Origin of the sequence: Stenotrophomonas maltophilia, assembly GCF_047497515.2 — a bacterium.
In the GTDB taxonomy this organism is placed as follows: Bacteria; Pseudomonadota; Gammaproteobacteria; order Xanthomonadales; family Xanthomonadaceae; genus Stenotrophomonas.
Genome location: NZ_JAXAXL020000014.1, coordinates 17117 through 39599 on the forward strand (window position 1 = coordinate 17117; position 22483 = coordinate 39599).

Sequence of the window (22483 nt, forward strand, 5' to 3'; positions counted from 1 at the left end):
CGGCTCAGCAGTTGAGCTTGATCTCGCTGCCGTTGACCGATACACCACCGGCATCAATCACCACTTCCGAACCGCCGGCGGTGATCTTGATCGCGCTGTCGGTGATCTCGATGACCGATCCGCCGACCTTGCTGGTGAGCTTGACCGCCGACTCCAGGCTCATCGCGCCGTCCGAGCCCTGGCTGTGGGTGCCGCTGGCATCCTGGCTGAAGTTGCCGGTGACATCGATCACCCGCTCGCCGACATTGCTGTCGTCCACCTTGCCCTGCACCTTGCGCTTGTCCTGGCCGGTGATGGTCACTTCTCGCGCGGCCTGTAGGGTTTCGGTGACCAGCCCGCCCACGGTGCGGCTGGAGGTGGAGGTCACGGTTTCGGCCCAGGTACCGGTGCGCTGGCTGGTGTAGTTGCCGGTCAGCGTGGTCTTGAAATCACCAGTGATGGTTTCCGTGTAGCCAGCGGCCACGATCGTCTTGGTCTCGCCGGTCTCGTATTTCTCGGTGACCGCACCGGTGACATTGGTGGTGCGGGTGCCGGTGACACCCAGCGTATCGGTGCCGGTGACCGTGATGCCGCGGTTGCCGCCGACGCTGATGTCCTGGTTGGCGCCCACGCCCATGGTGTGGTTGACCGCCACGGTGGTGGACTTGTTGTTCTGGATGCTGGCGTTCTGGTCGTTGAGCACGGTGGTGACCATGTCGCGCTGCGCGCGCATGTTCAGCAGCTCGCCACCGGCACCATCGTGCATGGTGATCTCGTTCCAGCCGGCGCCCTTGACCGTCTTCGACTTCAGGCCGCTGACCTCCATGCCGAACGGCGGCATGTTGTCTTCGTTGTAGACGCGGCCGGTGATGATCGGACGGTCCGGATCACCGTCGAGGAAGTCGACGATCACTTCCTGGCCCACGCGCGGCGGTGACACGCCGCCCATGTCGGCGCCGGCCCAGGGGCTGGCACTGCGGATCCAGCACGAGGCGTTCTCGCGGCGGTCCAGCTGCCGATCCCAATGGAACTGGACCTTGACCCGCCCGTAACGGTCGGCATGCAGCTCTTCACCCGGCGGCCCCACCACGGTCGCGGTCTGCGGCCCCGGCATGCGCGGCCACGGCGTGCGCCGCAACGGCCGGTACGGAATGCGCCGGCGCAGCACTTCGGCCTGCACCTCCACGCTGGGCGCTTCGGCGCTGCCGAAATCGGCGGCGAAATTGTTGTGGCCTTCGCGCTGCACGCTGACCACGAAGAAGCTGCGATCAGTGTCATCGCGGCCGATGAAGTCCGGATGCCGTTCCAGGTCAAAGCACCCGCCGGCCTCCATCTCGCCGGCATTGCCCGCACACTCGAACAGCTTGGTCGGCCAGGTGACTTCCTCGTTGCGCACGTTGGCCAGCGCGGCACCGATGCGGCTGTTGCTGAAGCGCGCCGCGCCGTCATAGCGATACTGCTCCAGCGGCGGCAACAGGCCCAGTGGCACCTGGTTGCCCTGGTTGCCATCCAGCCGTTCGCCCGGCTGCTTGAAGTCGAAGCTGCGCAAGGTCTGCACGCTGGGCCCGACCCGGCGCCGCGCACCCCAGCGATGCAGGCCGGTACTGGCCAGCGTGCCCTGGTCGGAGACGAAGGCGATCGGCTGCGGGTCGCCATGCGCGGTGCTCAGCGTCGAATCGTCGCTGATCACCAGGGTATGGCCTTCGTCGTCGTGCACGAAGCTGTAGTACAGGCCCGCATCTTCCAGCAGGCGGCTGACGAAGGCGAAGTCCGATTCGTTGTACTGCACGCAGTACGGCAACGGCGCCAGCTTGCCGGCGTTGAGGTCGTAACGGAACTTCGCCAGCTGCGCATACCCGGCGAACACCTCTTCGATGATCTGCAACGCGGTGCGGTCCTGGAAAATGCGGCAGTTGCAGGTGTAGTCCAGGAACGCAAACCACGGCGCGAGTTCGGCACGGTAAGCGCTGAACTGCGCTTGCTGGCCGATGCTGGCGAACTCGCGCACGTAGCCGTGCACGCTGCGGTTGCCGAATTCATCACCGAGTTGCAGGCGCAGGGGCTGGCCGACCAACTGCTTCAACTCCAATCGCGGCTGGATGGAGAGCAGATCGATGCGATACGCAAACGGCGCGGACACCGATTCGGTGCCGGTGAAGTGCTTGACCAGGAAGGTATCCGGATCCAAGGCGGTTTCGACGCGGACAAGGCGTCGGTCCTGGTGCAGGCGCTGCAGCGCGGCGCCGGGGAGCAGTGATTCGGCGTACATCGGGCGTTCCGTCGTCCCATGTTGGTCGTGGCCCGACTTTGCCATTGACCTGTGCCATGTGCCAGCTTTTTGACGCAATCAGCGCAGGATAAGGAGATGAATTCATTAAGGATTTTCACGACAGCGCGAACTGCGTCACAAATACGAAGAGCACAGCGCAGCCATTCACGCTGGCGCTGCCAGGCACCGACAGGCACTCTGTGGCCCCGCCCATGTGTATGGATACCCATGCGTCTGTTCCTGCTCCCTGCCCTGCTGGCCGCGACCAGCCCTCTTGCCGCAAGCGCTGCAGCGCCGGCCAGGACCTTGTACTTCCAGCACCATGACTGGATCGCGGCCTGTGACAACACCCGCACCTGCCGTGCCGCCGGCTACGCTGCCGACGAGCAGAGCACCCTCAGCGTGCTGCTGACCCGCAAGGGGGGCGCCAACCAGGCCATCCACGGCCGTCTTTCACTGCAGCCGGATGAAGGCCAGACGCTGCCTTCCGGCGCGCTGCACCTGCGTATCCGCGAGCAGGATCTGGGCAAACTGGCGCCGGACAAGGGCGAAGGTACGTATGCGCTGAGTGCCGCGCAGACCGCCGCCCTGTTGGCCGCACTGGTGCGCGACGGCGGAATCAATGTGACCGATGCGGTCGGCCATCGCTGGCTGCTCTCGGACAAGGGGGCGGCCGCGGTCCTTCTGAAGATCGACGAATACCAGGGCCGCCTGGGCACACCCGGTGCGGTGATGCGCAAGGGCAGCGCACCTGAAGCCAGCGTCCCTGCGGCACTTCCCGTGCCGGTGGTGCACAAGGCCGCCACCTTGGACCCGGCCCCGGACGATCCTTCGCTTGCGCGGCTGGCCGCCTCGCCTGCCCTGCGCGCTGCCCTGCGCGCCACGCTGAAGGACAACAGCTGCGAGGGCCTTCTGGAGCCCGACGCCGATGTTCCGTTGAGCCATTCCCCGCTGGAAATCCGGCGCCTGGATGCGCAGCACGTGGTGGTCAACGTGCCCTGCTGGCGCGCGGCCTACAACACCGGCGACGGCTTCTGGGTCGCCCGTCCACAGGCCCCGTTCCAGCCGCAGTGGGTGACCAGTGATGCGATCGACTATGACGATGGGCAGATCATCGCCGCGCAGAAGGGCCGCGGCCTGGGTGACTGCATCTCGCAGAACACCTGGACCTGGAATGGCACGGCCTTCGTCGCTACCTCCGAGATTGCGGCGGGCCTGTGCCGCGGCGTGCCCGGTGGAACCTGGGAACTGCCGACCCTGGTGACCGAGGTCCGCTGACCTCACAGAAAAAAAGGGGGACGGAGGGGATCAAGTCGCAAGCGGCAAACAAGGCACAAGCGACCTGATCCCCGTCCCTTTTTTTCAGGCGGGCAGGCAGTGCTCGACGATCAGCTGGATCGCGCTGCCGCCACGATAGTCGTCGCAGGCCAGACGGTAGGCCAGATGCACATGGCGGGCCGGTGCATTGCCGTGCCAGCCGCCGAAGTGGATGGCGTTGATCGTGCCGGGCACGCCCGGCAGGCGCAGTTCCAGCTTCAGGTGGCGCTCCTTCAGCACGCGCCAGTTGGCCACTTCGAAGTGGCCGTCGAACAGTGGTTCCGGGAAGCCCTGCCCCCACGGCCCGGCCAGGCGCAGCGCGTCGGCATGGCGATGGTCCAGCTCGTCCGCCGCCAGTTCACCGTCGCTCAGCACCTGCTGCTGCAGCGCCGACGGGTCGAGCATTTCCAGCACCACGGCGACGAAAGCGGCCTTGAAATCATCAATGTGATCGAGGCGCAGGCTGAGGCCGGCGGCCATCGCGTGCCCGCCGAAACGTTCAATCAGGCCTGGATGGCGCGCGTCGACCAGCGCCAGTGCGTCACGGATGTGCAGGCCGGGAATGGAACGGGCCGAGCCGCGCAGCGTGTCGGCGCCCGGTTCGGCCGGAGCGAAGGCGATCACCGGTCGATGCAGCCGGTCCTTCATCTTCGATGCGACCAGGCCCACCACGCCCGGGTGCCAGTCGGCATCGAACAGGCAGGCCGCCACCGGTCGCCCGGCCATGTCCAGCACCACCCGGGTCAGCGCCTGCTCGGCGTCATCGGTCATCGACTGCTGCACCGCGCGCCGTTCCGAATTGATCTGCTCAAGTGTCTGCGCAATGTCGCGTGCCTGCCGTGGGTCCTCGGTCAGCAGCAGCGCGATGCCCAGCGCCATGTCTTCCAGCCGGCCCGCAGCGTTCAGGCGCGGCCCAAGTGCGAAGCCGATATCGGCGGCGGTCAGTCGTGCGGCATCGCGGCCACTGGCTTCGATCAGGGCGCGCAGGCCGACACAGCCCTGCCCGGCACGCAGCCGGCGCAGGCCCGCGCTGACCAGTGCACGGTTGTTCGGATCCAGCGCCACCAGGTCGGCGACGGTGCCCACCGCCACCAGGTCCAGCAGCGCGGTCAGGTCCGGGCCCTTGCCATCGGCGAAGACACCGGCCTCGCGCATCTGCCGGCGCAACGCCATCAGCACGTAGAAGATCACACCGACGCCGGCCAGCGATTTGCTGGGGAAGGCATCGCCATCCAGGTTCGGATCGACGATGACATCGGCCGGCGGCAGCTGCGGGCCCGGCAGGTGATGGTCAGTGACCAGCACCTGCCAGCCGCGCGCCTTGGCGGCGATGACACCGGCATGGCAGGCAATGCCGTGGTCGACCGTGACCAGCAGGTCTGGCTGCAGCGCGGCCAGTTCGTCCACCAGCGACGGCGACAGGCCGTAGCCATGCACCATGCGGTTGGGCACTGCGTGGAAGACATGCTGCGCGCCGAGCATGCGCAGGCCACGCACGCCCACCGCACAGGCGGTGGCGCCATCGCAGTCGAAATCGCCCACCACCAGGATGCGCTTGTCATGGGCGATGGCTTCGACCAGCAGGCCCACCGCATCATCGATGCCGGTCAGCAGCTCGGGCGCGTGCAGACTGCCCAGTTTCGGCAGTGCCAGCTCCGGCGTTTCCGCGCCACGCGCTGCGTACAACCTGGCCAGCAGCGGCAGCGTGCCCTCCGGCCAGCTGCCGGGTGCGACCGCATCGCGGCGGCGGATCGTCGGCGTATCAGGAGATGGCTGCACGGCATCGGCGGCAAGGGACATCGGCATCGCCGGTTACGAAAGACAGGAGGATGATACCCCCACAGCCACTGGCCGGTAGAGTCGACTGTTAGTCAACTGCACTTCGTTCGGATGCAGGAAACCCCGCGCGTTGCGCGTTGGTCGACCAACAGTCGACTCTACCGGATCCAATCGGGTACTCAGTCGTGCAGCTGCCGCGGCTTCTTCCAGAACTGCCAGCGCTGGCCACGGTCCAACTGGAACTGCAGGCCATCCTCGAAGTCCAGCACCAGGCGCTGCAGCTCACCGCGCTTGAGCGCGGCCAGCAGCGGCCGGATCGCATCATTGCCCAGCTGCTGCAATGAACGCAGCTGGCGCAGGTCGACCAGTGCATCCACCGCCTGCTCGCCATCCACCGCCACGCCGGCCGCCAGCGCCAAGCCCTGCAGCAACGCATCACGACTGCGCACCTGCGCGTGCGCCGTGCTGACCGACACCGGCATCACGCCGCCGCCCCAGAACCACAGCGAATTGATCGGCTGTTGTCCCTGGGTCACGCGCTGCTGGTTCCAGGAATGGTTGTGCAGCAGCACCTGCGCCTCAGTCATCAAGGCCCGCCAGCGACGGCCAACCTCCCCTTCCGGCAGGTGCGAGAACAGGTCATCACCGAGCACCTCGTCGGGGCTGTCGAACTCGGGCAAGGCCAGGTCGATCGGCAGACGCAGGTACCAACGCGAGGGATCGGGCGCGTCCAGCACGAACCCGGCGTCGGCGAACAACGGCTGCAACACCGGCAGCAGGGCCAGGCTGTCGGCCAGGGTCGGCCGCAGCGTCTCGCCGTAGGCCATCATCCGCGCGCCGTGCATGTCCGGCACCATGCAGGCCGGATCGGCGCGCAGCCAGCGGGCGCCGGCGGCATCGCCGACATCACGCTGGCGGGTCAACGCAGCCACCGGCCACTGCGGCGCGGCCACGGTGAAATGCCGTTGCAGCTGCGCGCGCTCACCGGCGTCCAGCTGCACAGCGGCCGCGCGACCCAGGGCCCGCGCCACCTCGTCTGGCAATGCAGCCGCCGCAAAGCGGCTGCGTGCCGGCAACAACAGGGTCGCCGTTGCCACCCGATCAGTCCACGTAGCTGACGCTGACGATCTCGTACTCGCGCTGCCCGGCCGGGGCGTCGATCACGATCGAATCGCCCTCCAGCTTGCCGATCATCGCGCGCGCCACCGGCGAGGAAATGGCGATCAGGCCCAGCTTGATGTCCGCTTCCAGGTCACCGACGATCTGGTACTTCTTCTCTTCGTCGGTTTCCACGTCGGCCAGGGTCACGCTGGCACCGAACACCACCTTGGAGCCGGCATTGAGCTTGCTCACGTCGATGATCTCGGCGTGCGACAGCTCGCCTTCCAGCTGCTTGATGCGACCTTCGATGAAGCCCTGTTCCTCGCGCGCGGCGTGGTACTCGGCGTTCTCCTTCAGGTCACCGTGCTCGCGCGCTTCGGCGATCGCGGCGATCACCTTCGGGCGCTTGACCGACTTCAGGTGATCCAGTTCGTCGCGCAGCTTCTGCGCGCCCTTCATGGTGATGGGGGCTCTCATGCATTCAACTCCTTGTGCAGCTCCTGCAGCGACCAGACGGGGCCGGTGCCGCGGAATTCCAGTGAATCCACCAGCGCCTTGGCGCCGGCAATGGTGGTCGAGTAGGTGACGCGGTGCTGCAGCGCCTCGCGACGGATCGAGAACGAGTCGTTGATCGCCGAACGACCTTCAGTCGTGTTGACGATGTAGACGATCTCACCGTTCTTGATCGAGTCGACGATGTGCGGACGGCCTTCGACCACCTTGTTGATGATCTCGCAGTCCATGCCGTGCTGCTGCAGCCATGCGGCGGTGCCACGGGTGGCGACCAGGCTGTAGCCACGCGCCAGCAGCGCCTTGGCCACCGGCAGCACGCGCTTCTTGTCCGGATCGCGGACCGAAACGAAGGCCTTGCCGACCGGCGGCGCCTTGATGCCACCGGCTTCCTGCGCACGCGCGAAGGCGGCGTTGAAGGTGCGGCCCACGCCCATCACTTCACCGGTGGAGCGCATTTCCGGCCCAAGGATCGGGTCGACGCCCTGGAACTTGGCGAACGGGAAGATCGCTTCCTTCACCGAGTAGTAGTCCGGCACGATTTCCTTGGTCGCGCCCTGCTCGGCCAGCGTCTTGCCGGCCATGCAGCGGGCGGCGATCTTGGCCAGCGGCATGCCGGTGGCCTTGGACACGAACGGCACGGTGCGCGAGGCACGCGGGTTCACTTCCAGCAGGTAGATGGTGTCGGCACCTTCATCGCTGGTCTGGATCGCGAACTGGGTGTTCATCAGGCCGACCACGTTCAGGGCCTTGGCCAGTTCCACCACCTGGCGGCGCAGCTCGGCCTGGGTTTCAGCCGACAGCGAGTAAGGCGGCAGCGAGCACGAGGAATCGCCCGAGTGCACGCCGGCTTCTTCGATGTGCTCCATCACGCCGCCGATCAGGACGTTGCCCTGCGCATCGGCAATGATGTCGACGTCGCACTCGACGGCGTTGTCGAGGAAGCGGTCCAGCAGCACCGGCGAATCGTTGGACACCTTCACCGCGTCGCGCACGTAGCGGGCCAGGTCGGCTTCGCCGTAGACGATCTCCATCGCACGGCCGCCCAGCACGTAGCTCGGGCGCACCACCAGCGGGTAGCCGATCTCGCGGGCCAGCAGCAGGGCTTCCTGGTCGTTGCGGGCGATGCGGTTCGGCGGCTGCTTCAGGCCCAGCTTGTCGACCAGCTGCTGGAAGCGCTCGCGGTCTTCGGCCAGGTCGATCGAGTCCGGGCTGGTGCCGATCACCGGCACGCCGTTGGCTTCCAGCGCGCGCGCCAGCTTCAGCGGGGTCTGGCCGCCGTACTGCACGATCACGCCCTTCGGCTGTTCCAGTTCGACGATTTCCAGCACGTCTTCCAGGGTCAGCGGTTCGAAGTACAGGCGGTCGGAGGTGTCGTAGTCGGTCGACACGGTTTCCGGGTTGCAGTTGACCATGATGGTTTCATAGCCATCCTCGCGCAGCGCGAGTGCCGCGTGCACGCAGCAGTAGTCGAACTCGATGCCCTGGCCGATGCGGTTCGGGCCACCGCCCAGGATCATGATCTTGTCGCGGTTGCTCGGCGCAGCCTCGCACTCGTCCTCGTAGGTCGAGTACAGGTAGGCGGTACCGGTGGAGAATTCACCGGCACAGGAGTCCACGCGCTTGTAGACCGGGCGCACCTTGTGCGCACGACGCAGCGCGCGGATGGCGGCTTCGTTGGTGCCGGTCAGCTGCGCCAGGCGTGCGTCGGAGAAGCCTGCGCGCTTCAGCTTGCGCAGGCGTGCAGCGTCCAGCGCGTCGATGCCACCGGCAGCGACGTCAGCTTCGGCAGCGATGATTTCCTCGATCTGGTCCAGGAACCAGTGATCGATGAACGACAGTGCGTAGATCTCTTCCACGCTCATGCCGGCGCGGAACGCATCGGCGACGAAGAACAGGCGCTCCGGGCCCGGGGCCTTCAGCTCGCGGCGCAGGGTCTGCAGGTCTTCTTCGTTGCTCAGGTCCAGGCCGGTCGGGTCGAAGCCGACCTTGCCGGTTTCCAGGCCACGCAGCGCCTTCTGCACCGACTCCTGGAAGGTACGGCCCATCGCCATCACCTCGCCCACCGACTTCATCTGGGTGGTCAGGCGGGCGTCGGCGGCCGGGAACTTCTCGAAAGCAAAGCGCGGGATCTTGGTGACAACGTAATCGATCGACGGCTCGAACGAGGCCGGGGTCAGGCCGCCGGTGATCTCGTTCTTCAGTTCGTCCAGGGTGTATCCCACGGCCAGCTTGGCCGCGACCTTGGCGATCGGGAAGCCGGTGGCCTTGGAAGCCAGCGCCGAGGAACGCGACACGCGCGGGTTCATCTCGATGACGACCACGCGGCCGGTCTTCGGGTTGATGCCGAACTGCACGTTCGAGCCACCGGTATCGACGCCGATCTTGCGCAGCACGGCGATGGAGGCATCGCGCAGGCGCTGGTATTCCTTGTCGGTCAGGGTCTGTGCAGGGGCCACGGTGATCGAGTCACCGGTGTGCACGCCCATCGGGTCCAGGTTCTCGATCGAGCAGACGATGATGCAGTTGTCCGCGGTATCGCGGACCACTTCCATCTCGAATTCCTTCCAGCCCAGCACCGACTCTTCCACCAGTACTTCGGTGGTCGGCGACAGCTCCAGGCCGCGGCTGACGATCTCGACCAGCTCTTCGCGGTTGTAGGCGATGCCGCCACCGCTGCCGCCCAGGGTGAAGCTGGGGCGGATGATGGTCGGGTAACCGACGCGCGTCTGGATCTCCAGCGCTTCGTCCAGGGTGTGGGCGACGGCAGCGGTCGGGCATTCCAGGCCGATCTCACCCATGGCTACGCGGAACAGCTCGCGGTCTTCGGCCATGCGGATCGCTTCGCGCTTGGCACCGATCAGTTCGACGTTGTACTTCTCCAGCACGCCGTGGTCGGCCAGGTCCAGCGCGCAGTTCAGCGCGGTCTGACCACCCATGGTCGGCAGCAGTGCATCCGGCTTTTCCTTGGCGATGATCTTCTCGACCGTCTGCCAGTTGATCGGCTCGATGTAGACGGCGTCGGCCATCTCCGGGTCGGTCATGATCGTGGCCGGGTTGCTGTTGACCAGCACCACGCGGTAACCCTCGTCGCGCAGGGCCTTGCAGGCCTGGGCACCGGAGTAGTCGAACTCGCAGGCCTGGCCGATGACGATCGGGCCAGCACCGATGATGAGGATGGTCTTGAGGTCAGTGCGCTTGGGCATTTTCTTCTCTAAGTCAGTACAGCGTGACAAGGGGGGTGATCGCACGCTGTCGATCAGGAATCTTGATCCGCAGCGCCGCGCCAGCGGCAGCAGCGATGCGGGGGCTTACGGTCCATCGCGACGCCACCGGGGGGGCCGGCGGCGTACTGATCACGCCTTGGCCTGCTCCATCAGCACCACGAAACGGTCGAACAGCGGGCCGACATCGGTCGGGCCGGGCGACGCTTCCGGGTGGCCCTGGAACGAGAACGCCGGCACGTCGGTACGGGCGATGCCCTGGTTGGTACCGTCGAACAGCGAACGGTGGGTCACGCGCAGGGTCGCCGGCAGGGTCGATTCATCGACCGCGAAACCGTGGTTCTGCGAGGTGATCATCACCCGGCCGTTGTCCAGGTCCTGCACCGGGTGGTTGGCGCCGTGGTGGCCGTGGCCCATCTTCATGGTCTTGGCGCCCGAGGCCAGGCCCAGCAGCTGGTGGCCCAGGCAGATGCCGAAGGTCGGGATCTTCACGTCGATGAAGGTCTTGATCGCTTCGATGGCGTAGTCGCACGGTTCCGGGTCACCCGGGCCATTGGACAGGAACACGCCGTCCGGCTTCAGCGCCAGCACTTCGGCGGCCGGGGTCTGTGCCGGCACCACCGTCACTTCGCAGCCGCGCTCGGCCAGCATGCGCAGGATGTTGGTCTTCACGCCGAAGTCGTAGGCCACGACCTTGAACTTCGCCGGCACGCTGACGAAGGCATTGGCATCCAGGTCCAGCTGGCCCTCGGTCCAGGTGTAGGTCTTCTCGGTAGTGACGACCTTGGCCAGATCCATGCCCTTCAGGCCCGGGAACTTGCGGGCGGCTTCCAGTGCCTTTTCCACGTCGATGTCGCCGGCCATCAGCGCACCGTTCTGCGCGCCCTTCTCGCGCAGGATGCGGGTCAGCTTGCGGGTGTCGATGCCGGCGATGGCGACCACGCCACGCTGGATCAGCCAGTCCTGCAGCGACACCTGGCTGCGCCAGTTGCTGGGGCGGCGCGGTACGTCGCGCACGATCAGGCCGGCCGACCACACCTTGGACGCTTCATTGTCCTGGTCGGTCATGCCGGCATTGCCGATATGCGGATAGGTCAGCGTGACCATCTGCCGGGCGTAGGACGGGTCGGTCAACACTTCCTGGTAGCCGGTCATGGCGGTGTTGAACACCACCTCACCGACGGACAGGCCGGGCGCGCCTACGGATTCGCCCTCGAATACGGTGCCGTCTTCGAGGACGAGGATTGCGGCTTGGGTCACGGGAATCTCACTTTGGCTACCGAGGGGGCTGCCGAAGTCACGCCTGCGCTTCACGGAAATCCGGTTGCAAAAAAGCGCGGACGTACGGTCTGGGACCGGTCCGGCTTTCGTGATTCGGCGAGTGCGAATTGTAGCGCTGCCGGGGCGCTCGCGCCAGCGGTTATCGCTGTTCATGAACAGGCGATTGCGCATTCATTTCAATCCGGCGGCGTATGCGTGGCTCACCGCCTGGTAGTGCCGGCCGCTGGCCGGCAATTCCAATGGCCTCAGCCACCCGAGGCAGCCGGCCAGCGGCCGGCTCTAGCCGCTCTATTGCAGCAGATCGCGTACGCGGTAGCTGCCGGCCGCCCGGCCGCGCAGCTGGCGGGCGGCGAACAGCGCGCCGCGGGCAAAAATGTCGCGGTTGGTGGCGCGGTGCACCAGCTCGATACGCTCGCCGAGGCCGGTGAACTGCACCAGATGCTCACCGACGATATCGCCGGCACGCAGGCTGGCGTAGTGCGGTTCTGCCCCGCCCCGCTGTGCGGCGGCACCCAGGGTCAGTGCGGTCCCCGACGGGGCGTCCTTCTTCTGCGTATGGTGGGATTCGACGATGTCGCAGTCCCAACCGGCCAGCGCCTGTGCCGCACGCTCGACCAGCTCGTCCAGCACCGCCACGCCCAGGCTGAAGTTGGAGGCCCAGACCAGCGGGATCTTCGCCGCCGCGGCCTCCAGCGCCTGGCGCTGGGAGCTGGAGATACCCGTTGTGCCCGAGACCAGTCCCGCGCCGCGCTCCACGCACAGCGCCAGCATCGGGTCGAAGCCGTCCGGCAGGCTGAAGTCGATCGCCACTTCGAACACCGGCGCACCGGGCAGTTCGCTGGCCGCGAAGAACGGCACGCCGTCGACCACGCGCTGGGCCGGCGCACGGCCGGTAACCGCAGCCACGATCTGCAGGGTATCGGGATGTTCGGCGGCCAGCCGCAGCAGGGCCTGGCCCATGCGCCCGGAAGCGCCGTGAATGAGCAATCGCAGAGGTGTCTGGTTCATGCCCGCAGGCTAGCGGCTGCATGCCCGCTCCGGCAAGCGCCATCGCTGCTACGCTGCATGCCCTTTCATGCAATGGATGGCAGCTTCCTCATGCAGATCAGCGAACAACTGGTGCTGGTCACCGGTGCCGGCCGTGGCCTGGGCCAGCACATCGCCCGTGCCTTCGCTGCGCACGGCGCGCGGGTCATCATCAACTACCGCCGCAGCGAGGGCGCTGCACGTGCACTGGCCGCCGAGTTGGGCGGACAGGCCATCGCACTGCCGGCAGACATCACCGATCGCGGCCAGGTCGATGCGATGCTGCAGCATGCCCTGGCCCACTTCGGCCAAGGCGTCACCACCGTGGTCAACAACGCGCTGGCCGCCTTCTCGTTCAATGGCGATGCCCGCGACAGCGCCGCCGACATCGGCTGGCCAGCGTTCCAGGCGCAGTTCGAAGGCAGCGTGCGTGGCGCACTGAACACCGTGCAGGCCGCCCTGCCCGGCATGCAGGCGCGCCGCTTCGGCCGGGTGATCAACATCGGCACCAACCTGTTCCAGAACCCGGTGGTGCCCTACCACGACTACACCGCGGCCAAGGCTGCGCTGCTGTCGCTGACCCGCACCCTGGCCGGCGATCTCGGCCCGCACGGGATCACGGTGAACATGCTGTCCGGCGGGCTGCTGCGCACCACCGACGCCAGCGCCGCCACGCCCGAGGCGGTGTTCGATTACATCGCCGCCAACACCCCGCTGCGCAGCGTCACTACTCCGGCCGAGTTCGCCGATGCGGCGCTGTTCTTCGCCAGCCCCTGGTCGCGCGCGGTGACCGGCCAGAACCTGGTGGTCGATGGCGGGCTGGTGCGGGACTGAGCCGATGCGCATCTCCGAGGTCAGCCGCCTGACAGGCGCCAGCGCCAAGGCCATTCGCCTGTACGAAGCCCGCGGGCTGCTGCCACCGGTGCCGCGCGTGAACCGCTATCGCGATTACAGCGAACACGACGTGGCCTGGGTGCAACTGATCCGCCAGGCATTGGGGCTGGGCATCACCCTGGCCGCGATCTCGCGCCTGCAGGGCGGGGATGGGCGGCTCGACTGGCCGGCGGTACTGGCCTTGCTTGAGCAGCAGCGCAGCCGCATTGCCAGCGAGCGGGTACGACTGGAACAGGTCGACGTCGCCCTGCAGCAGGTCAGCGATGAACTACGGCAGTGGCTGCTCTCCGGCAGTGGCGACTGCGTCCTGCAACCCACCGGCTGCTCCGCCCGCGTTTGACTCTGCCCCTGGGGCAGGCCGCACCCTCGCGCACTTTCCATTGCCCGAGGTTGCCGTGTCCCGTTCCATCCTGATCCTGCTCGGCCATCCCGACCGTGAGAGCCTGTGCGGCGCCCTCGCCCAACGCTATGCCACCGCCGCCGAAAATGCCGGCCACCGGGTACGCCTGATCGCCCTGGGTGAACTCGAGTTCGATCCGGTACTGCGGCATGGTTACCGGCAGGTCCAGCCGCTGGAAGCCGACCTGCAGGACGCGGCGGATGCGATCGAGGCCTGCGATCACCTGGTGCTGGTCTATCCCACCTGGTGGGGCGCGATGCCGGCCCTGCTGAAGGGCTTCTTCGACCGCGTGCTGCTGCCGGGGTACGCCTTCCGCTACCGGCGCGATTCGGTGTGGTGGGACCGGCTGCTGGCCGGTCGCAGCGCGCGCGTGATCACCACGCTGGATACGCCGCCCTGGTACTACCGCTGGATCTACCGCGACCCCGGCATCGTGCAGATCCGCGCGACCATCCTGGAATTCTGCGGCATCCGCCCGGTGCGCGTCAGCCGGCTGGGCGCGGTACGCAGCAGCACACCGGCCCAGCGCGGCCGGTGGCTGGCGCTGGCGGCGGAGCTGGGGTCCCGCGCCAGGTAGATCCACGCCATGCGTGGATGAACTGCCGGCCCACCTTCCGGGTGTCGCGTTTGCCAATTGACCCTCGCGCATGGCGCGACAAGGCTGTGGGCCCTTCCTCCAGCCCAGGCGGGCCCCATGAAATCCGCGACAGTCTTCAGCAGATGTGCAAGGAAGACAGGCTTTGCCGGGACCACCACCACCCGCTATCGGCTGCTGGAGGGCGTCCTGCTTGTCGTCAATCACCAACGTGCCAGCGAACACCGGGGATTCTATGTGAATGCCGGCCTCTACTTCCCAGAGCTGCTTGAGCACCCCCTTGCACCTTGCGACCTGGAAACTGCGTTCAGGTACCGCTCCAGCATTCCCACGCCGCATGTCGACTGGCGGATCGAAGAAACGCCCGGCCTGCGCCGGGCCTTCATCCAGCAGGACCTGGATGATCTGCTGGAGGCCGGCGATCGTGATGCGCTGAAAGGCCTGCTGCTCGGTGCCCTTGCCGATGTGGCGGGCTTTGCGGCAGTCCATGGAAACCGCGAGTCAGTGCGTCGATTGAACCGGGATGGAAGCTTCCGCGCCCTCATCCGCAAGGAGGTCTGAACCCGGCCGACGTTCGGTAGATCCACGCCATGCGTGGATGAGGGCGATCAGTAGATCCACGCCATGCGTGGATGAACCCCGCAGAAGCGTGCGAACCAAGGTTCGCACCCACCAGGCGCGAAGCTTGCGAACCGAGGTTCGCACCCATCAGGCCGCAGCCGTCGAGCAAGCCCGACGCTACTTCTTGGTTGGCCCGCAGCTGTCGCAGCCGCCACATGCGCCACTGCCGCCCGTCGCCGGCGGCGCGATCTTCCGCCCCAGCCCCTGCAGCCAGGCGGCGCGCCCCGGCTTCAACAGGGCCAGCGCCAGTGCGCCGCGCACCCTGCGCACGGTGCCGGGGAACTGCTTCTTCAACACCACCCAGGCGCTGACCAGCACGGCCACCGCGATGATCAGGTATTGCAGCAGCAATCCGCTGTCCATCAGCCGCCTCCCAGCGCCCGGGTCACCTGGTAGGTGATCAGCGCCGCCACGTAGGCCGCGGCGAACAGGTAGAACGCCGAAAAGGCCATCGTCTTCCACGAATTGGTCTCGCGCTTGATGGTGGCCAGCGTCGAGATGCACATCGGTGCGTAGATGTACCAGACCAGCAGCGACAACGCGGTGGCCAGCGACCAGCCGTCGCTGATCAGCGGGGTCAGCGCCTGGCTGGCGGCATCGTCATCGGCCGCCGACAGCGCGTACACCGTGGCCAGCGAGGACACCGCCACTTCACGCGCGGCCAGGCCCGGGATCAGCGCAATGCAGATCTGCCAGTTGAAGCCCAGCGGCGCGAAGAACACCGCCATCGCATGACCGATCTGGCCGGCGTAGCTGTAATCGATGGCCGGCATCGTGGCGCCCACCGGCGCCGCCGGGAACGACAGCAACACCCACAGCAGGATGGTCAGCGCCAGGATGATGCCGCCGACGCGCTTGAGGAAGATCATGCCGCGCTCGTACAGGCCCACGGCCAGGTCGCGCACATGCGGCAGGCGGTACGACGGCAGCTCCAGCATCAGCGGATGCTCGCTCTTGTCGCGGCGCCACTTCTTCATGATCCACGACATCGCCAGCGCACTGAGGATGCCCGCCGCGTACAGGCCGAACAGGACCAGGCCCTGCTGGTTGAACACGCCCCACACCGTCTTCTGCGGGATGAAGGCACCAATCAGCAGCGCGTACACCGGCAGGCGCGCCGAGCAGGTCATCAGCGGCGCCACCAGGATCGTGGCCAGCCGGTCGCGCGGGTCCTGGATGCTGCGGGTGGACATGATGCCCGGCACCGCACAGGCGAAGCTGGACAGCAGCGGGATGAACGAGCGGCCGGACAGGCCGGCGGCCGCCATCATGCGGTCGAGCAGGAAGGCCGCACGCGGCAGGTAGCCGGACTCTTCCAGCACCAGGATGAAGAAGAACAGGATCAGGATCTGCGGCAGGAACACCACCACACCGCCGACGCCGGCGATGATGCCGTCGGTCAGCAGGCTGGCCAGCGGCCCTTCCGGCAGCACGCTGCCGACGAACGCGCCGAGCCAGGCGAAGCCGGCCTCGATGGCATCCATCAGCGGCGTTGCCCAGGCGTAGACCGCCTGGAAAATCAGGAACATCACCACCGCCAGGCTGACCAGGCCGAACACCGGGTGCAGCAGCCAGCGGTCCAGCGCGTCGTCGATCTTGGCGGTACGTGCCGGCATGCGCACGGCCACCGACAGGATCTGGCGCACCTTGGCGTGGTAGTCGATGCCGCCTTCCGGGCCCGGTACCGGCGCATCCAGGTGCGGCACCATCGCATCGAGGCGCTCGACCAGCGCCTTGGCGCCCTGCTTGCGTACTGCCACGGTTTCCACCACCGGCACGCCCAGCTCGCGCTCCAGCGCAGCCACGTCCACCTGGATGCCGCGGCGCTGGGCGGCATCGACCATGTTCAGCGCCACCACCATCGGCTTGCCCAGCTCGCGCAGTTCCAGCGCGAAGCGCAGGTGCAGGCGCAGGTTGGTGGCATCGATCACGCACAGCAGCACGTCCGGCGCGGCCTCGCCTGGGTAGAAGCCACGGCACAGGTCACGGGTGATCGCCTCGTCCAGGCTGGCCGGCTGCAGGCTGTAGGCACCCGGCAGGTCGAGTACGGCGAATTCACGGCCGGAGGGCGCGCGCAGGCGGCCTTCCTTGCGCTCGACGGTGACGCCGGTGTAGTTGGCGACCTTCTGCCGGCTGCCGGTCAGCTGGTTGAACAGCGCGGTCTTGCCACTGTTCGGGTTACCGACCAGCGCAACGCGCAGGGGAGCGGTAGAGACGGTAGGGGTCATGCACGTCGTTCCTGGCTGGCCGCGTCAACCACGACGCGCTTGGCTTCACTGATCCGCAGCGCGAACCGGGTGAACCCGACCTGCACCAGCAGCGGCTCCCCGCCTACCGGGCCCTTGGCCACCAGGCGCACTTCCTCGCCCTTGACGAAGCCCAGTTCGCGCAGGCGACGGGCGATCGCATCGTTGGCATGCAGGTCCTGCACGGACTCGACCACGGCCGAGATGTGCAGCGGCAGTTCGGACAGCGTCATCTAGCGTAATCTCTGCTGGATGTAAATGGTTCTCGATTCTAACATTCCCGCGTCGCGTCATGGCCCATGACCAATGGCCCGCTATGATCCATACAGGTATGGAGTGACCCTGGAATCCCATGAACGATGCTTTGCAGATCGAGCGCCGCGGCGCCGTCCTCACCCTCTGGCTGAACCGCCCGGAGCTGCACAACGCCTTTGACGCCAGCCTGATCGCGCGGCTGACCGCCGCGCTGGAAGCCGCCGGCCGCGATGATGCGGTCCGCGCGGTGGTGGTGGCCGGCCACGGCGCCTCCTTCTCGGCCGGGGCCGACATGCAGTGGATGCGCGGCATGGCCGCGGCCAGCGAGGCCGACAACCGCGAGGATTCGCTGGCGCTGGCACGGCTGATGCGCACCCTGGACGAGCTGCCCAAGCCGACCCTGGCCCGGGTCCACGGCGCCGCCTTCGGCGGCGGTGTCGGCCTGGTCGCCTGCTGCGACATCGCCATCGCCAGCACCTCGGCCCGCTTCGGCCTGACCGAAAGCCGCCTCGGCCTGCTGCCGGCGGTGATCTCGCCCTATGTGATCGAGGCCATCGGCCCACGCCAGGCTCGGCGCTGGTTCGCCACGGGCGAGCACTTCGACGCCGACACCGCCCTGCGCATCGGCCTGGTGCACCAGCTGGTCGAGCCCGAGCGCCTGGACGAGGCACTGGAACGCCAGCTGGCCCTGCTCGACAAGGCCGGCCCGATCGCCTCGTCCACCGCCAAGCAACTGGTCCGGCAGGTCCGCGACAGCCATGATCGCGACGCGCTGGATCGGGATAATGCCGCGCTGATCGCGCGCCTGCGGGTCTCCGCCGAGGGCCAGGAAGGCCTGGGCGCGTTCCTCGACAAGCGCGCGCCCCATTGGGTCACGGAAGCCTGAACATGCTCGATCATTTTGGTTTGACCAGCGCCGACCTGGCGCGCAGCAAGGCCTTTTTCCTTCACGCGCTGGCGCCGCTGCAGATCGGCGTGGTGATGGAAGTCACCGCCGAACAGACCGGCGCCCACGACCATGTCGGCTTCGGTAGCGACGGCAAGCCGTTCTTCTGGCTCGGCAATGGCGGCACCGCAAGCCACGGCGTGCACGTGGCCTTCGCCTGCGCCAGCCGCGCGCAGGTGGACGCCTTCCATGCCGCCGCCCTCGCCGCCGGCGGCCGCGACAACGGCGCCCCCGGCCTGCGCCCGTGGTACCACCCGGACTACTACGGCGCCTTCGTGCTCGACCCGGACGGCAACAACATCGAAGCGGTCTGCCATCGCCCGGCCACCGAGGCCCAGGCATGAGCGACTACGTCCGCATCGTCGAGGTCGGCCCGCGTGACGGCCTGCAGAACGAAAAGCAGTCGGTATCCACCGCCGACAAGATCGAACTGATCAACCGCCTGTCAGCCACCGGCCTGCGCAGCATCGAGGCGACCAGCTTTGTCAGCCCGAAGTGGATCCCGCAGCTGGCCGATGCCGCCGAGGTCTATGCCGGCATCCAGCGCAGGCCCGGCATCCACTATCCCGTACTGGTACCGAACGAGCAGGGCTACGACCGTGCCCGCGCGGTGGGCGTGGAGGAAGTGGCGGTGTTCACCGCCGCCTCCGAGGCGTTCAACCGTACCAACACCAATGCCGGCATCGACGAGTCGCTGGCCCGTTTCGAGCCGATCCTGCGGCGCGCCGCCGCCGATGGCGTGCGTGTGCGCGGCTATGTGTCCACCGTGCTCGGCTGCCCCTACCAGGGCGAGGTGCCACTGGCCGACGTGGTCCGCGTGGCCCGTGCCCTGCACCAGATGGGCTGCTACGAAATCTCGCTGGGCGACACCATCGGCGTCGGCACCCCGCGCAAGGCACGGGCGATGCTGCAGGCGGTCGCCGCCGAGATTCCGATGGCGGCGCTGGCCGTGCACTTCCACGACACCTACGGCCAGGCCATTGCCAACATCGCCACCTGCCTGGAAGAAGGCGTACGCGTGGTCGACAGCGCGGTGTCGGGCGCCGGTGGCTGCCCGTATGCGAAGGGCGCCAGCGGCAACGTCGCCAGCGAGGATGTGGTCTACCTGCTGCAGGGCCTGGGCCTGGACAGCGGCGTGGACCTGCCGGCACTGGCCGAGACCGGCCGCTGGCTGGCCGGCCTGCTCGGTCGCGCCACCGCCAGCCGTACCGGACAAGCTCTGGCAGCCGCCGGCTGACCGCGATGCTGCGCCGCCCCGCAAAGGCGGCGCAGTGCACAACGGCGCCGCTCGCGGCTTCCGTTAGAATCGGCGGTTCTCGAACCTGCAGGACCGTTCAATGCAGCTGTCTTCCGTACGTGCCGTGATCACTGGCGGCGTCTCCGGCCTCGGCCTGGCCGTGGCCCAGCACCTCGTCGCCCAGGGCGGCAAGGTGGCCCTGTTCGACCTCAACGACGACAAGGGCGCAGCCGCTGTTGGCGAACTGGGGGCCGACAACGCCCGCTATTTCAACGTCAACGTCAGCGATGAGGCGGCCGTCTCGGCAGCCATCGACCAGGCCCACGATTTCCTTGGCGGCCTGAACGTGGCGATGAACTGTGCCGGCATCCTCGGCGCAGGCCGCGTGCTGGGCAAAGAGGGCCCGATGCCGCTGGCCGGCTTCCAGGGCACGGTGATGGTCAACCTGGTCGGCAGCTTCAACGTGGCCAAGGCCGCAGCCAACCGCATGCAGCACAACGAAGCCGGCATCGACGGCGAGCGCGGCGTGATCATCAACACCGCCAGCATCGCCGCCTATGAAGGCCAGATCGGCCAGGCCGCGTATGCCGCCAGCAAGGGCGGCGTGGTCTCGATGACGCTGCCGATGGCGCGCGAACTGTCGCGCTTCGGCATCCGCGTCAACACCATCGCCCCGGGCGTGTTCTGGACGCCGATGGTCGATGGCATGCCCGAGGTGGTGCAGCAGTCGCTGGCCGCCTCGATCCCGTTCCCGTCGCGCCTGGGCAAGCCGGAAGACTTCGCCAGCCTGGTCGGCTTCATCCTTGGCAATACCTACCTCAACGGCGAGACCATCCGCCTGGACGGCGCTACCCGCCTCGCTCCGAAGTGATTCCCCCGGGCGCCGGGACGGCGCCCTCCCCCAACCACCTAGATCACCATGAAAGCCAACGACATCAAGAAGGGCAACGTCGTCGAGTACAACAACGGCGTGTACCAGATCCGCGACATCGAGCGCAGCTCGCCGCAGGGTCGCGGCGGCAACGTCCGCTTCCGTTTCATCATGTACAGCGTGCCGGGCGGCAACAAGCTCGATGCCAGCTTCGATGCCGACGACAACCTGGTCGAGGTTGAGCTGCTGCGCCGCCAGTCCACCTATTCGTACAAGGATGGCGATGCGTTCGTGTTCCTCGATGACGAGGACTACACCCCGTACACCCTGGACGCAGACGTGATCGGCGACGACGCCGGCTACATCACCGATGGCCTGACCGGCATCTACGTGCAGGTCATCGACGAGCAGCCGGTGGCGATCCAGCTGCCGGCCTCGGTGGTGCTGGAAGTGATCGAGACCCCGCCGGAACTGAAGGGCGGCACCGCCACCAAGCGCCCGAAGCCGGCCAAGCTCAACACCGGCATCGAGATCATGGTGCCGGAGTACATCGTCAATGGCGAACGCGTGCTGGTGAACACCGCCACCGGCGAGTTCGCCGGCCGTGCCGACTAAGCCCCTTGCGCTGATCGGTTGCCTGTCCCTGCTTGCGGCGTGTTCGCCGCAGGCAGCGGACCGCGCTGCCGGCATCGCACCGGAAACCCTGCCGGCCGAACCGGTAAAGGCACCGCCCGCAATGGCAGAGGCCATCGCCGGGCCGGAACCCCCTACCGCCTTGCCCAGCGGCGACGAGACACTGGACCAGGCGCGCGCCGCCGCCGGCTGCCCGGTTCCTGCCGACGTCTATGACGTCGAGGATGTGCGCATCTACTGCACGATGCCAGCCGATGTGCAGGCCTTCCTCGCGCGCGAAAACACGTGCCAGCACTTCGCCGGCGAAGAGCCGTACGACGACGAACGCCGCCGTGAGCTGGAAGCGGCCAATGCCGAGTACTGCGAGGGCCGCGAGAAGATCTTCACCGATCTGGTCGCACGGCATCGCGGCGACTGCGCGATCCGCAACGCGCTGATCGCGATCAACGGCCGTTACGACCTGGTGTTCGAGCTGGACCTCACGCCCTGCGAGGGTTGAGCAAACAACGCCAGGCAGGGCCCGGCGCTACCGATCCTCGGAACCGCGCCCTACTTCGCGCCGAAATTGCCGCAGCCGTGGTACTGGCGCGTGCCCACGGTCAGCATCGCCTTGGCCTCGAAGGCTTCGCCGCTCATGTCGTCCTGGCAGGTGGTGCGCTGGAAACTGAGCTTGACGTCGGTGCCATCGGACGCCTTGCCGCTCCAGCCGTCTGCACCCTCGGTCGGCGTGGCCACATCGAAACGGCGCTCACCATAATCGACCTCGACCTGCAGGCCCGGCGCATCGCCGTCGACCACCGCCAGCCAGCCGGGTTCGTTGCCGGTGGCTCGGAACGCAGCCGCACCGGCACTGCCATCGCCTTCCGTCGCCGCCACCGCATGGCACTCGCGGTCCGCCTCGCCCTTCAGGCTGAGCAGGCCATCATCGCTGCCCTTGGTCCAGAAGCTGTTGCCCTTGCCATCACCGTACTTCGCACCCGAGGCGGCACGCTCGGAGGTCATCGCGAAGGTGCGATCGCCGATCACCACCGTGGCCGCATCCTCGCCGTTGAACGTGGCGCGCACGCTCAGGTCGCCACACAGGTAGGTGGTTTCGCTGCCACCGCCGGTAGCGTCGCTCGGCTGCGGGGTGGCCGGTGTGGCAGCGTTGCCGCCCGCAGCAGGAGACGGGGCCGGCTGGCAGGCGGCCAGGACCACGCCGAGGGAAGCGGCCAACAGACCAGGAATTACACGCATGGCTCGACTCCTTGTCGGCACTACAGAGAGGTTCGACCCTACCACCAGACGGTGAGCGGGGCC

Annotated in this window: 22 protein-coding genes; 11 read left to right on the forward strand and 11 right to left on the reverse strand. The window is 67.3% G+C overall.

Annotation, left to right across the window (positions count from 1 at the left end):
- Nucleotides 1–4 precede the first annotated feature (4 nt).
- Nucleotides 5–2248 carry a type VI secretion system Vgr family protein gene (locus ACMZPQ_RS17165; RefSeq protein ID WP_197581789.1) on the reverse strand — a complete coding sequence of 748 codons (2244 nt, stop codon included), beginning with the start codon at nt 2246–2248 and terminating at the stop codon, nt 5–7.
- 228 nt (nt 2249–2476) lie between these two features.
- Between ACMZPQ_RS17165 and ACMZPQ_RS17170 the strand changes: the two genes are divergently transcribed.
- Nucleotides 2477–3526 (forward strand): DUF1176 domain-containing protein, encoded by a 1050-nt coding sequence (locus ACMZPQ_RS17170; RefSeq protein ID WP_197581791.1) that lies wholly within the window; start codon nt 2477–2479, stop codon nt 3524–3526.
- Between the two features lie 84 nt (nt 3527–3610).
- Here ACMZPQ_RS17170 and recJ read toward each other — a convergent pair whose 3' ends face one another.
- The 6 genes from recJ to dapB all read right to left on the reverse strand — a co-directional run bounded on the left by recJ (nt 3611) and on the right by dapB (nt 12468).
- Nucleotides 3611–5365 carry a single-stranded-DNA-specific exonuclease RecJ gene (gene recJ, locus ACMZPQ_RS17175; RefSeq protein WP_197581792.1) on the reverse strand — a complete coding sequence of 585 codons (1755 nt, stop codon included), beginning with the start codon at nt 5363–5365 and terminating at the stop codon, nt 3611–3613.
- A gap of 158 nt (nt 5366–5523) precedes the next feature.
- On the reverse strand, nt 5524–6441 hold the full coding sequence (locus ACMZPQ_RS17180; protein ID WP_197581794.1) for a phosphoglycerate mutase: 918 nt from the start codon (nt 6439–6441) through the stop codon (nt 5524–5526).
- A gap of 4 nt (nt 6442–6445) precedes the next feature.
- Complete coding sequence (gene greA, locus ACMZPQ_RS17185; protein ID WP_026347191.1) at nt 6446–6910, reverse strand: transcription elongation factor GreA; 465 nt, start codon at nt 6908–6910, stop codon at nt 6446–6448.
- A gap of 8 nt (nt 6911–6918) precedes the next feature.
- A complete protein-coding gene (carB, locus tag ACMZPQ_RS17190; protein WP_049444856.1) occupies nt 6919–10161 on the reverse strand; it encodes a carbamoyl-phosphate synthase large subunit in 3243 nt (1080 codons plus the stop codon).
- Between the two features lie 150 nt (nt 10162–10311).
- Nucleotides 10312–11439 (reverse strand): glutamine-hydrolyzing carbamoyl-phosphate synthase small subunit, encoded by a 1128-nt coding sequence (gene carA, locus ACMZPQ_RS17195; protein ID WP_197581795.1) that lies wholly within the window; start codon nt 11437–11439, stop codon nt 10312–10314.
- Between the two features lie 309 nt (nt 11440–11748).
- Entirely contained in the window at nt 11749–12468 is a 720-nt protein-coding gene (gene dapB, locus ACMZPQ_RS17200; RefSeq protein ID WP_197581797.1) for a 4-hydroxy-tetrahydrodipicolinate reductase, read from the reverse strand.
- A 57-nt stretch (nt 12469–12525) separates the two neighbouring features.
- Between dapB and ACMZPQ_RS17205 the strand changes: the two genes are divergently transcribed.
- The 4 genes from ACMZPQ_RS17205 to ACMZPQ_RS17220 all read left to right on the forward strand — a co-directional run bounded on the left by ACMZPQ_RS17205 (nt 12526) and on the right by ACMZPQ_RS17220 (nt 14936).
- Entirely contained in the window at nt 12526–13320 is a 795-nt protein-coding gene (locus ACMZPQ_RS17205; protein WP_414485953.1) for a 3-oxoacyl-ACP reductase, read from the forward strand.
- 4 nt (nt 13321–13324) lie between these two features.
- On the forward strand, nt 13325–13720 hold the full coding sequence (locus ACMZPQ_RS17210; RefSeq protein WP_197581799.1) for a MerR family transcriptional regulator: 396 nt from the start codon (nt 13325–13327) through the stop codon (nt 13718–13720).
- Nucleotides 13721–13775: 55 nt separating this feature from the next.
- A complete protein-coding gene (locus tag ACMZPQ_RS17215; protein ID WP_197581801.1) occupies nt 13776–14357 on the forward strand; it encodes an NAD(P)H-dependent oxidoreductase in 582 nt (193 codons plus the stop codon).
- A 117-nt stretch (nt 14358–14474) separates the two neighbouring features.
- A complete protein-coding gene (locus tag ACMZPQ_RS17220) occupies nt 14475–14936 on the forward strand; it encodes a DUF4304 domain-containing protein (protein ID WP_197581803.1) in 462 nt (153 codons plus the stop codon).
- A 177-nt stretch (nt 14937–15113) separates the two neighbouring features.
- On the opposite strand, the gene ACMZPQ_RS17225 is transcribed toward ACMZPQ_RS17220, so the two are convergent.
- Genes ACMZPQ_RS17225 through ACMZPQ_RS17235 form a run of 3 tightly spaced genes read right to left on the reverse strand, consistent with a single transcriptional unit; the run spans nt 15114 to nt 17475 of the window.
- A complete protein-coding gene (locus ACMZPQ_RS17225) occupies nt 15114–15359 on the reverse strand; it encodes a DUF6587 family protein (RefSeq protein ID WP_197581804.1) in 246 nt (81 codons plus the stop codon).
- On the reverse strand, nt 15359–17224 hold the full coding sequence (gene feoB / locus ACMZPQ_RS17230) for a FeoB small GTPase domain-containing protein (protein ID WP_197581806.1): 1866 nt from the start codon (nt 17222–17224) through the stop codon (nt 15359–15361). The genes ACMZPQ_RS17225 and feoB overlap by 1 nt, the downstream gene beginning before the upstream one ends.
- Nucleotides 17221–17475, reverse strand: a complete 255-nt coding sequence (locus ACMZPQ_RS17235) for a FeoA family protein (RefSeq protein ID WP_197581808.1) — start codon at nt 17473–17475, stop codon at nt 17221–17223. The genes feoB and ACMZPQ_RS17235 overlap by 4 nt, the downstream gene beginning before the upstream one ends.
- Before the next feature lie 119 nt (nt 17476–17594).
- Here ACMZPQ_RS17235 and ACMZPQ_RS17240 point away from each other — a divergent pair, with 119 nt between their 5' ends.
- The 6 genes from ACMZPQ_RS17240 to ACMZPQ_RS17265 all read left to right on the forward strand — a co-directional run bounded on the left by ACMZPQ_RS17240 (nt 17595) and on the right by ACMZPQ_RS17265 (nt 21683).
- On the forward strand, nt 17595–18383 hold the full coding sequence (locus ACMZPQ_RS17240) for an enoyl-CoA hydratase/isomerase family protein (RefSeq protein WP_049457462.1): 789 nt from the start codon (nt 17595–17597) through the stop codon (nt 18381–18383).
- Nucleotides 18384–18385: 2 nt separating this feature from the next.
- Nucleotides 18386–18787 (forward strand): VOC family protein, encoded by a 402-nt coding sequence (locus ACMZPQ_RS17245; RefSeq protein ID WP_197581810.1) that lies wholly within the window; start codon nt 18386–18388, stop codon nt 18785–18787.
- On the forward strand, nt 18784–19680 hold the full coding sequence (locus ACMZPQ_RS17250; RefSeq protein ID WP_008268685.1) for a hydroxymethylglutaryl-CoA lyase: 897 nt from the start codon (nt 18784–18786) through the stop codon (nt 19678–19680). The genes ACMZPQ_RS17245 and ACMZPQ_RS17250 overlap by 4 nt, the downstream gene beginning before the upstream one ends.
- Before the next feature lie 100 nt (nt 19681–19780).
- Nucleotides 19781–20551 carry an SDR family NAD(P)-dependent oxidoreductase gene (locus tag ACMZPQ_RS17255; protein WP_197581812.1) on the forward strand — a complete coding sequence of 257 codons (771 nt, stop codon included), beginning with the start codon at nt 19781–19783 and terminating at the stop codon, nt 20549–20551.
- A 48-nt stretch (nt 20552–20599) separates the two neighbouring features.
- A complete protein-coding gene (yeiP, locus tag ACMZPQ_RS17260) occupies nt 20600–21166 on the forward strand; it encodes an elongation factor P-like protein YeiP (RefSeq protein WP_005409468.1) in 567 nt (188 codons plus the stop codon).
- A complete protein-coding gene (locus tag ACMZPQ_RS17265) occupies nt 21156–21683 on the forward strand; it encodes a hypothetical protein (protein WP_197580892.1) in 528 nt (175 codons plus the stop codon). The genes yeiP and ACMZPQ_RS17265 overlap by 11 nt, the downstream gene beginning before the upstream one ends.
- Nucleotides 21684–21733: 50 nt before the next feature.
- Here the strand turns inward: ACMZPQ_RS17265 and ACMZPQ_RS17270 are convergent, their stop codons facing one another.
- Nucleotides 21734–22420 (reverse strand): MliC family protein, encoded by a 687-nt coding sequence (locus tag ACMZPQ_RS17270; RefSeq protein ID WP_197580891.1) that lies wholly within the window; start codon nt 22418–22420, stop codon nt 21734–21736.
- Nucleotides 22421–22483 lie beyond the last annotated feature (63 nt).

Bases quoted from the DNA above. Each gene is read 5' to 3' on its own strand.
- ACMZPQ_RS17165 (WP_197581789.1), bottom strand. From the start codon at position 2,248: ATGTACGCCGAATCACTGCTCCCCGGCGCCGCGCTGCAGCGCCTGCAC.
- ACMZPQ_RS17170 (WP_197581791.1), top strand. From the start codon at position 2,477: ATGCGTCTGTTCCTGCTCCCTGCCCTGCTGGCCGCGACCAGCCCTCTT.
- recJ (WP_197581792.1), bottom strand. From the start codon at position 5,365: ATGTCCCTTGCCGCCGATGCCGTGCAGCCATCTCCTGATACGCCGACG.
- carB (WP_049444856.1), bottom strand. From the start codon at position 10,161: ATGCCCAAGCGCACTGACCTCAAGACCATCCTCATCATCGGTGCTGGC.
- dapB (WP_197581797.1), bottom strand. From the start codon at position 12,468: ATGAACCAGACACCTCTGCGATTGCTCATTCACGGCGCTTCCGGGCGC.
- ACMZPQ_RS17205 (WP_414485953.1), top strand. From the start codon at position 12,526: ATGCCCTTTCATGCAATGGATGGCAGCTTCCTCATGCAGATCAGCGAA.
- ACMZPQ_RS17210 (WP_197581799.1), top strand. From the start codon at position 13,325: ATGCGCATCTCCGAGGTCAGCCGCCTGACAGGCGCCAGCGCCAAGGCC.
- ACMZPQ_RS17220 (WP_197581803.1), top strand. From the start codon at position 14,475: ATGAAATCCGCGACAGTCTTCAGCAGATGTGCAAGGAAGACAGGCTTT.
- ACMZPQ_RS17225 (WP_197581804.1), bottom strand. From the start codon at position 15,359: ATGGACAGCGGATTGCTGCTGCAATACCTGATCATCGCGGTGGCCGTG.
- feoB (WP_197581806.1), bottom strand. From the start codon at position 17,224: ATGACCCCTACCGTCTCTACCGCTCCCCTGCGCGTTGCGCTGGTCGGT.
- ACMZPQ_RS17235 (WP_197581808.1), bottom strand. From the start codon at position 17,475: ATGACGCTGTCCGAACTGCCGCTGCACATCTCGGCCGTGGTCGAGTCC.
- ACMZPQ_RS17240 (WP_049457462.1), top strand. From the start codon at position 17,595: ATGAACGATGCTTTGCAGATCGAGCGCCGCGGCGCCGTCCTCACCCTC.
- ACMZPQ_RS17245 (WP_197581810.1), top strand. From the start codon at position 18,386: ATGCTCGATCATTTTGGTTTGACCAGCGCCGACCTGGCGCGCAGCAAG.
- ACMZPQ_RS17250 (WP_008268685.1), top strand. From the start codon at position 18,784: ATGAGCGACTACGTCCGCATCGTCGAGGTCGGCCCGCGTGACGGCCTG.
- ACMZPQ_RS17255 (WP_197581812.1), top strand. From the start codon at position 19,781: ATGCAGCTGTCTTCCGTACGTGCCGTGATCACTGGCGGCGTCTCCGGC.
- yeiP (WP_005409468.1), top strand. From the start codon at position 20,600: ATGAAAGCCAACGACATCAAGAAGGGCAACGTCGTCGAGTACAACAAC.
- ACMZPQ_RS17270 (WP_197580891.1), bottom strand. From the start codon at position 22,420: ATGCGTGTAATTCCTGGTCTGTTGGCCGCTTCCCTCGGCGTGGTCCTG.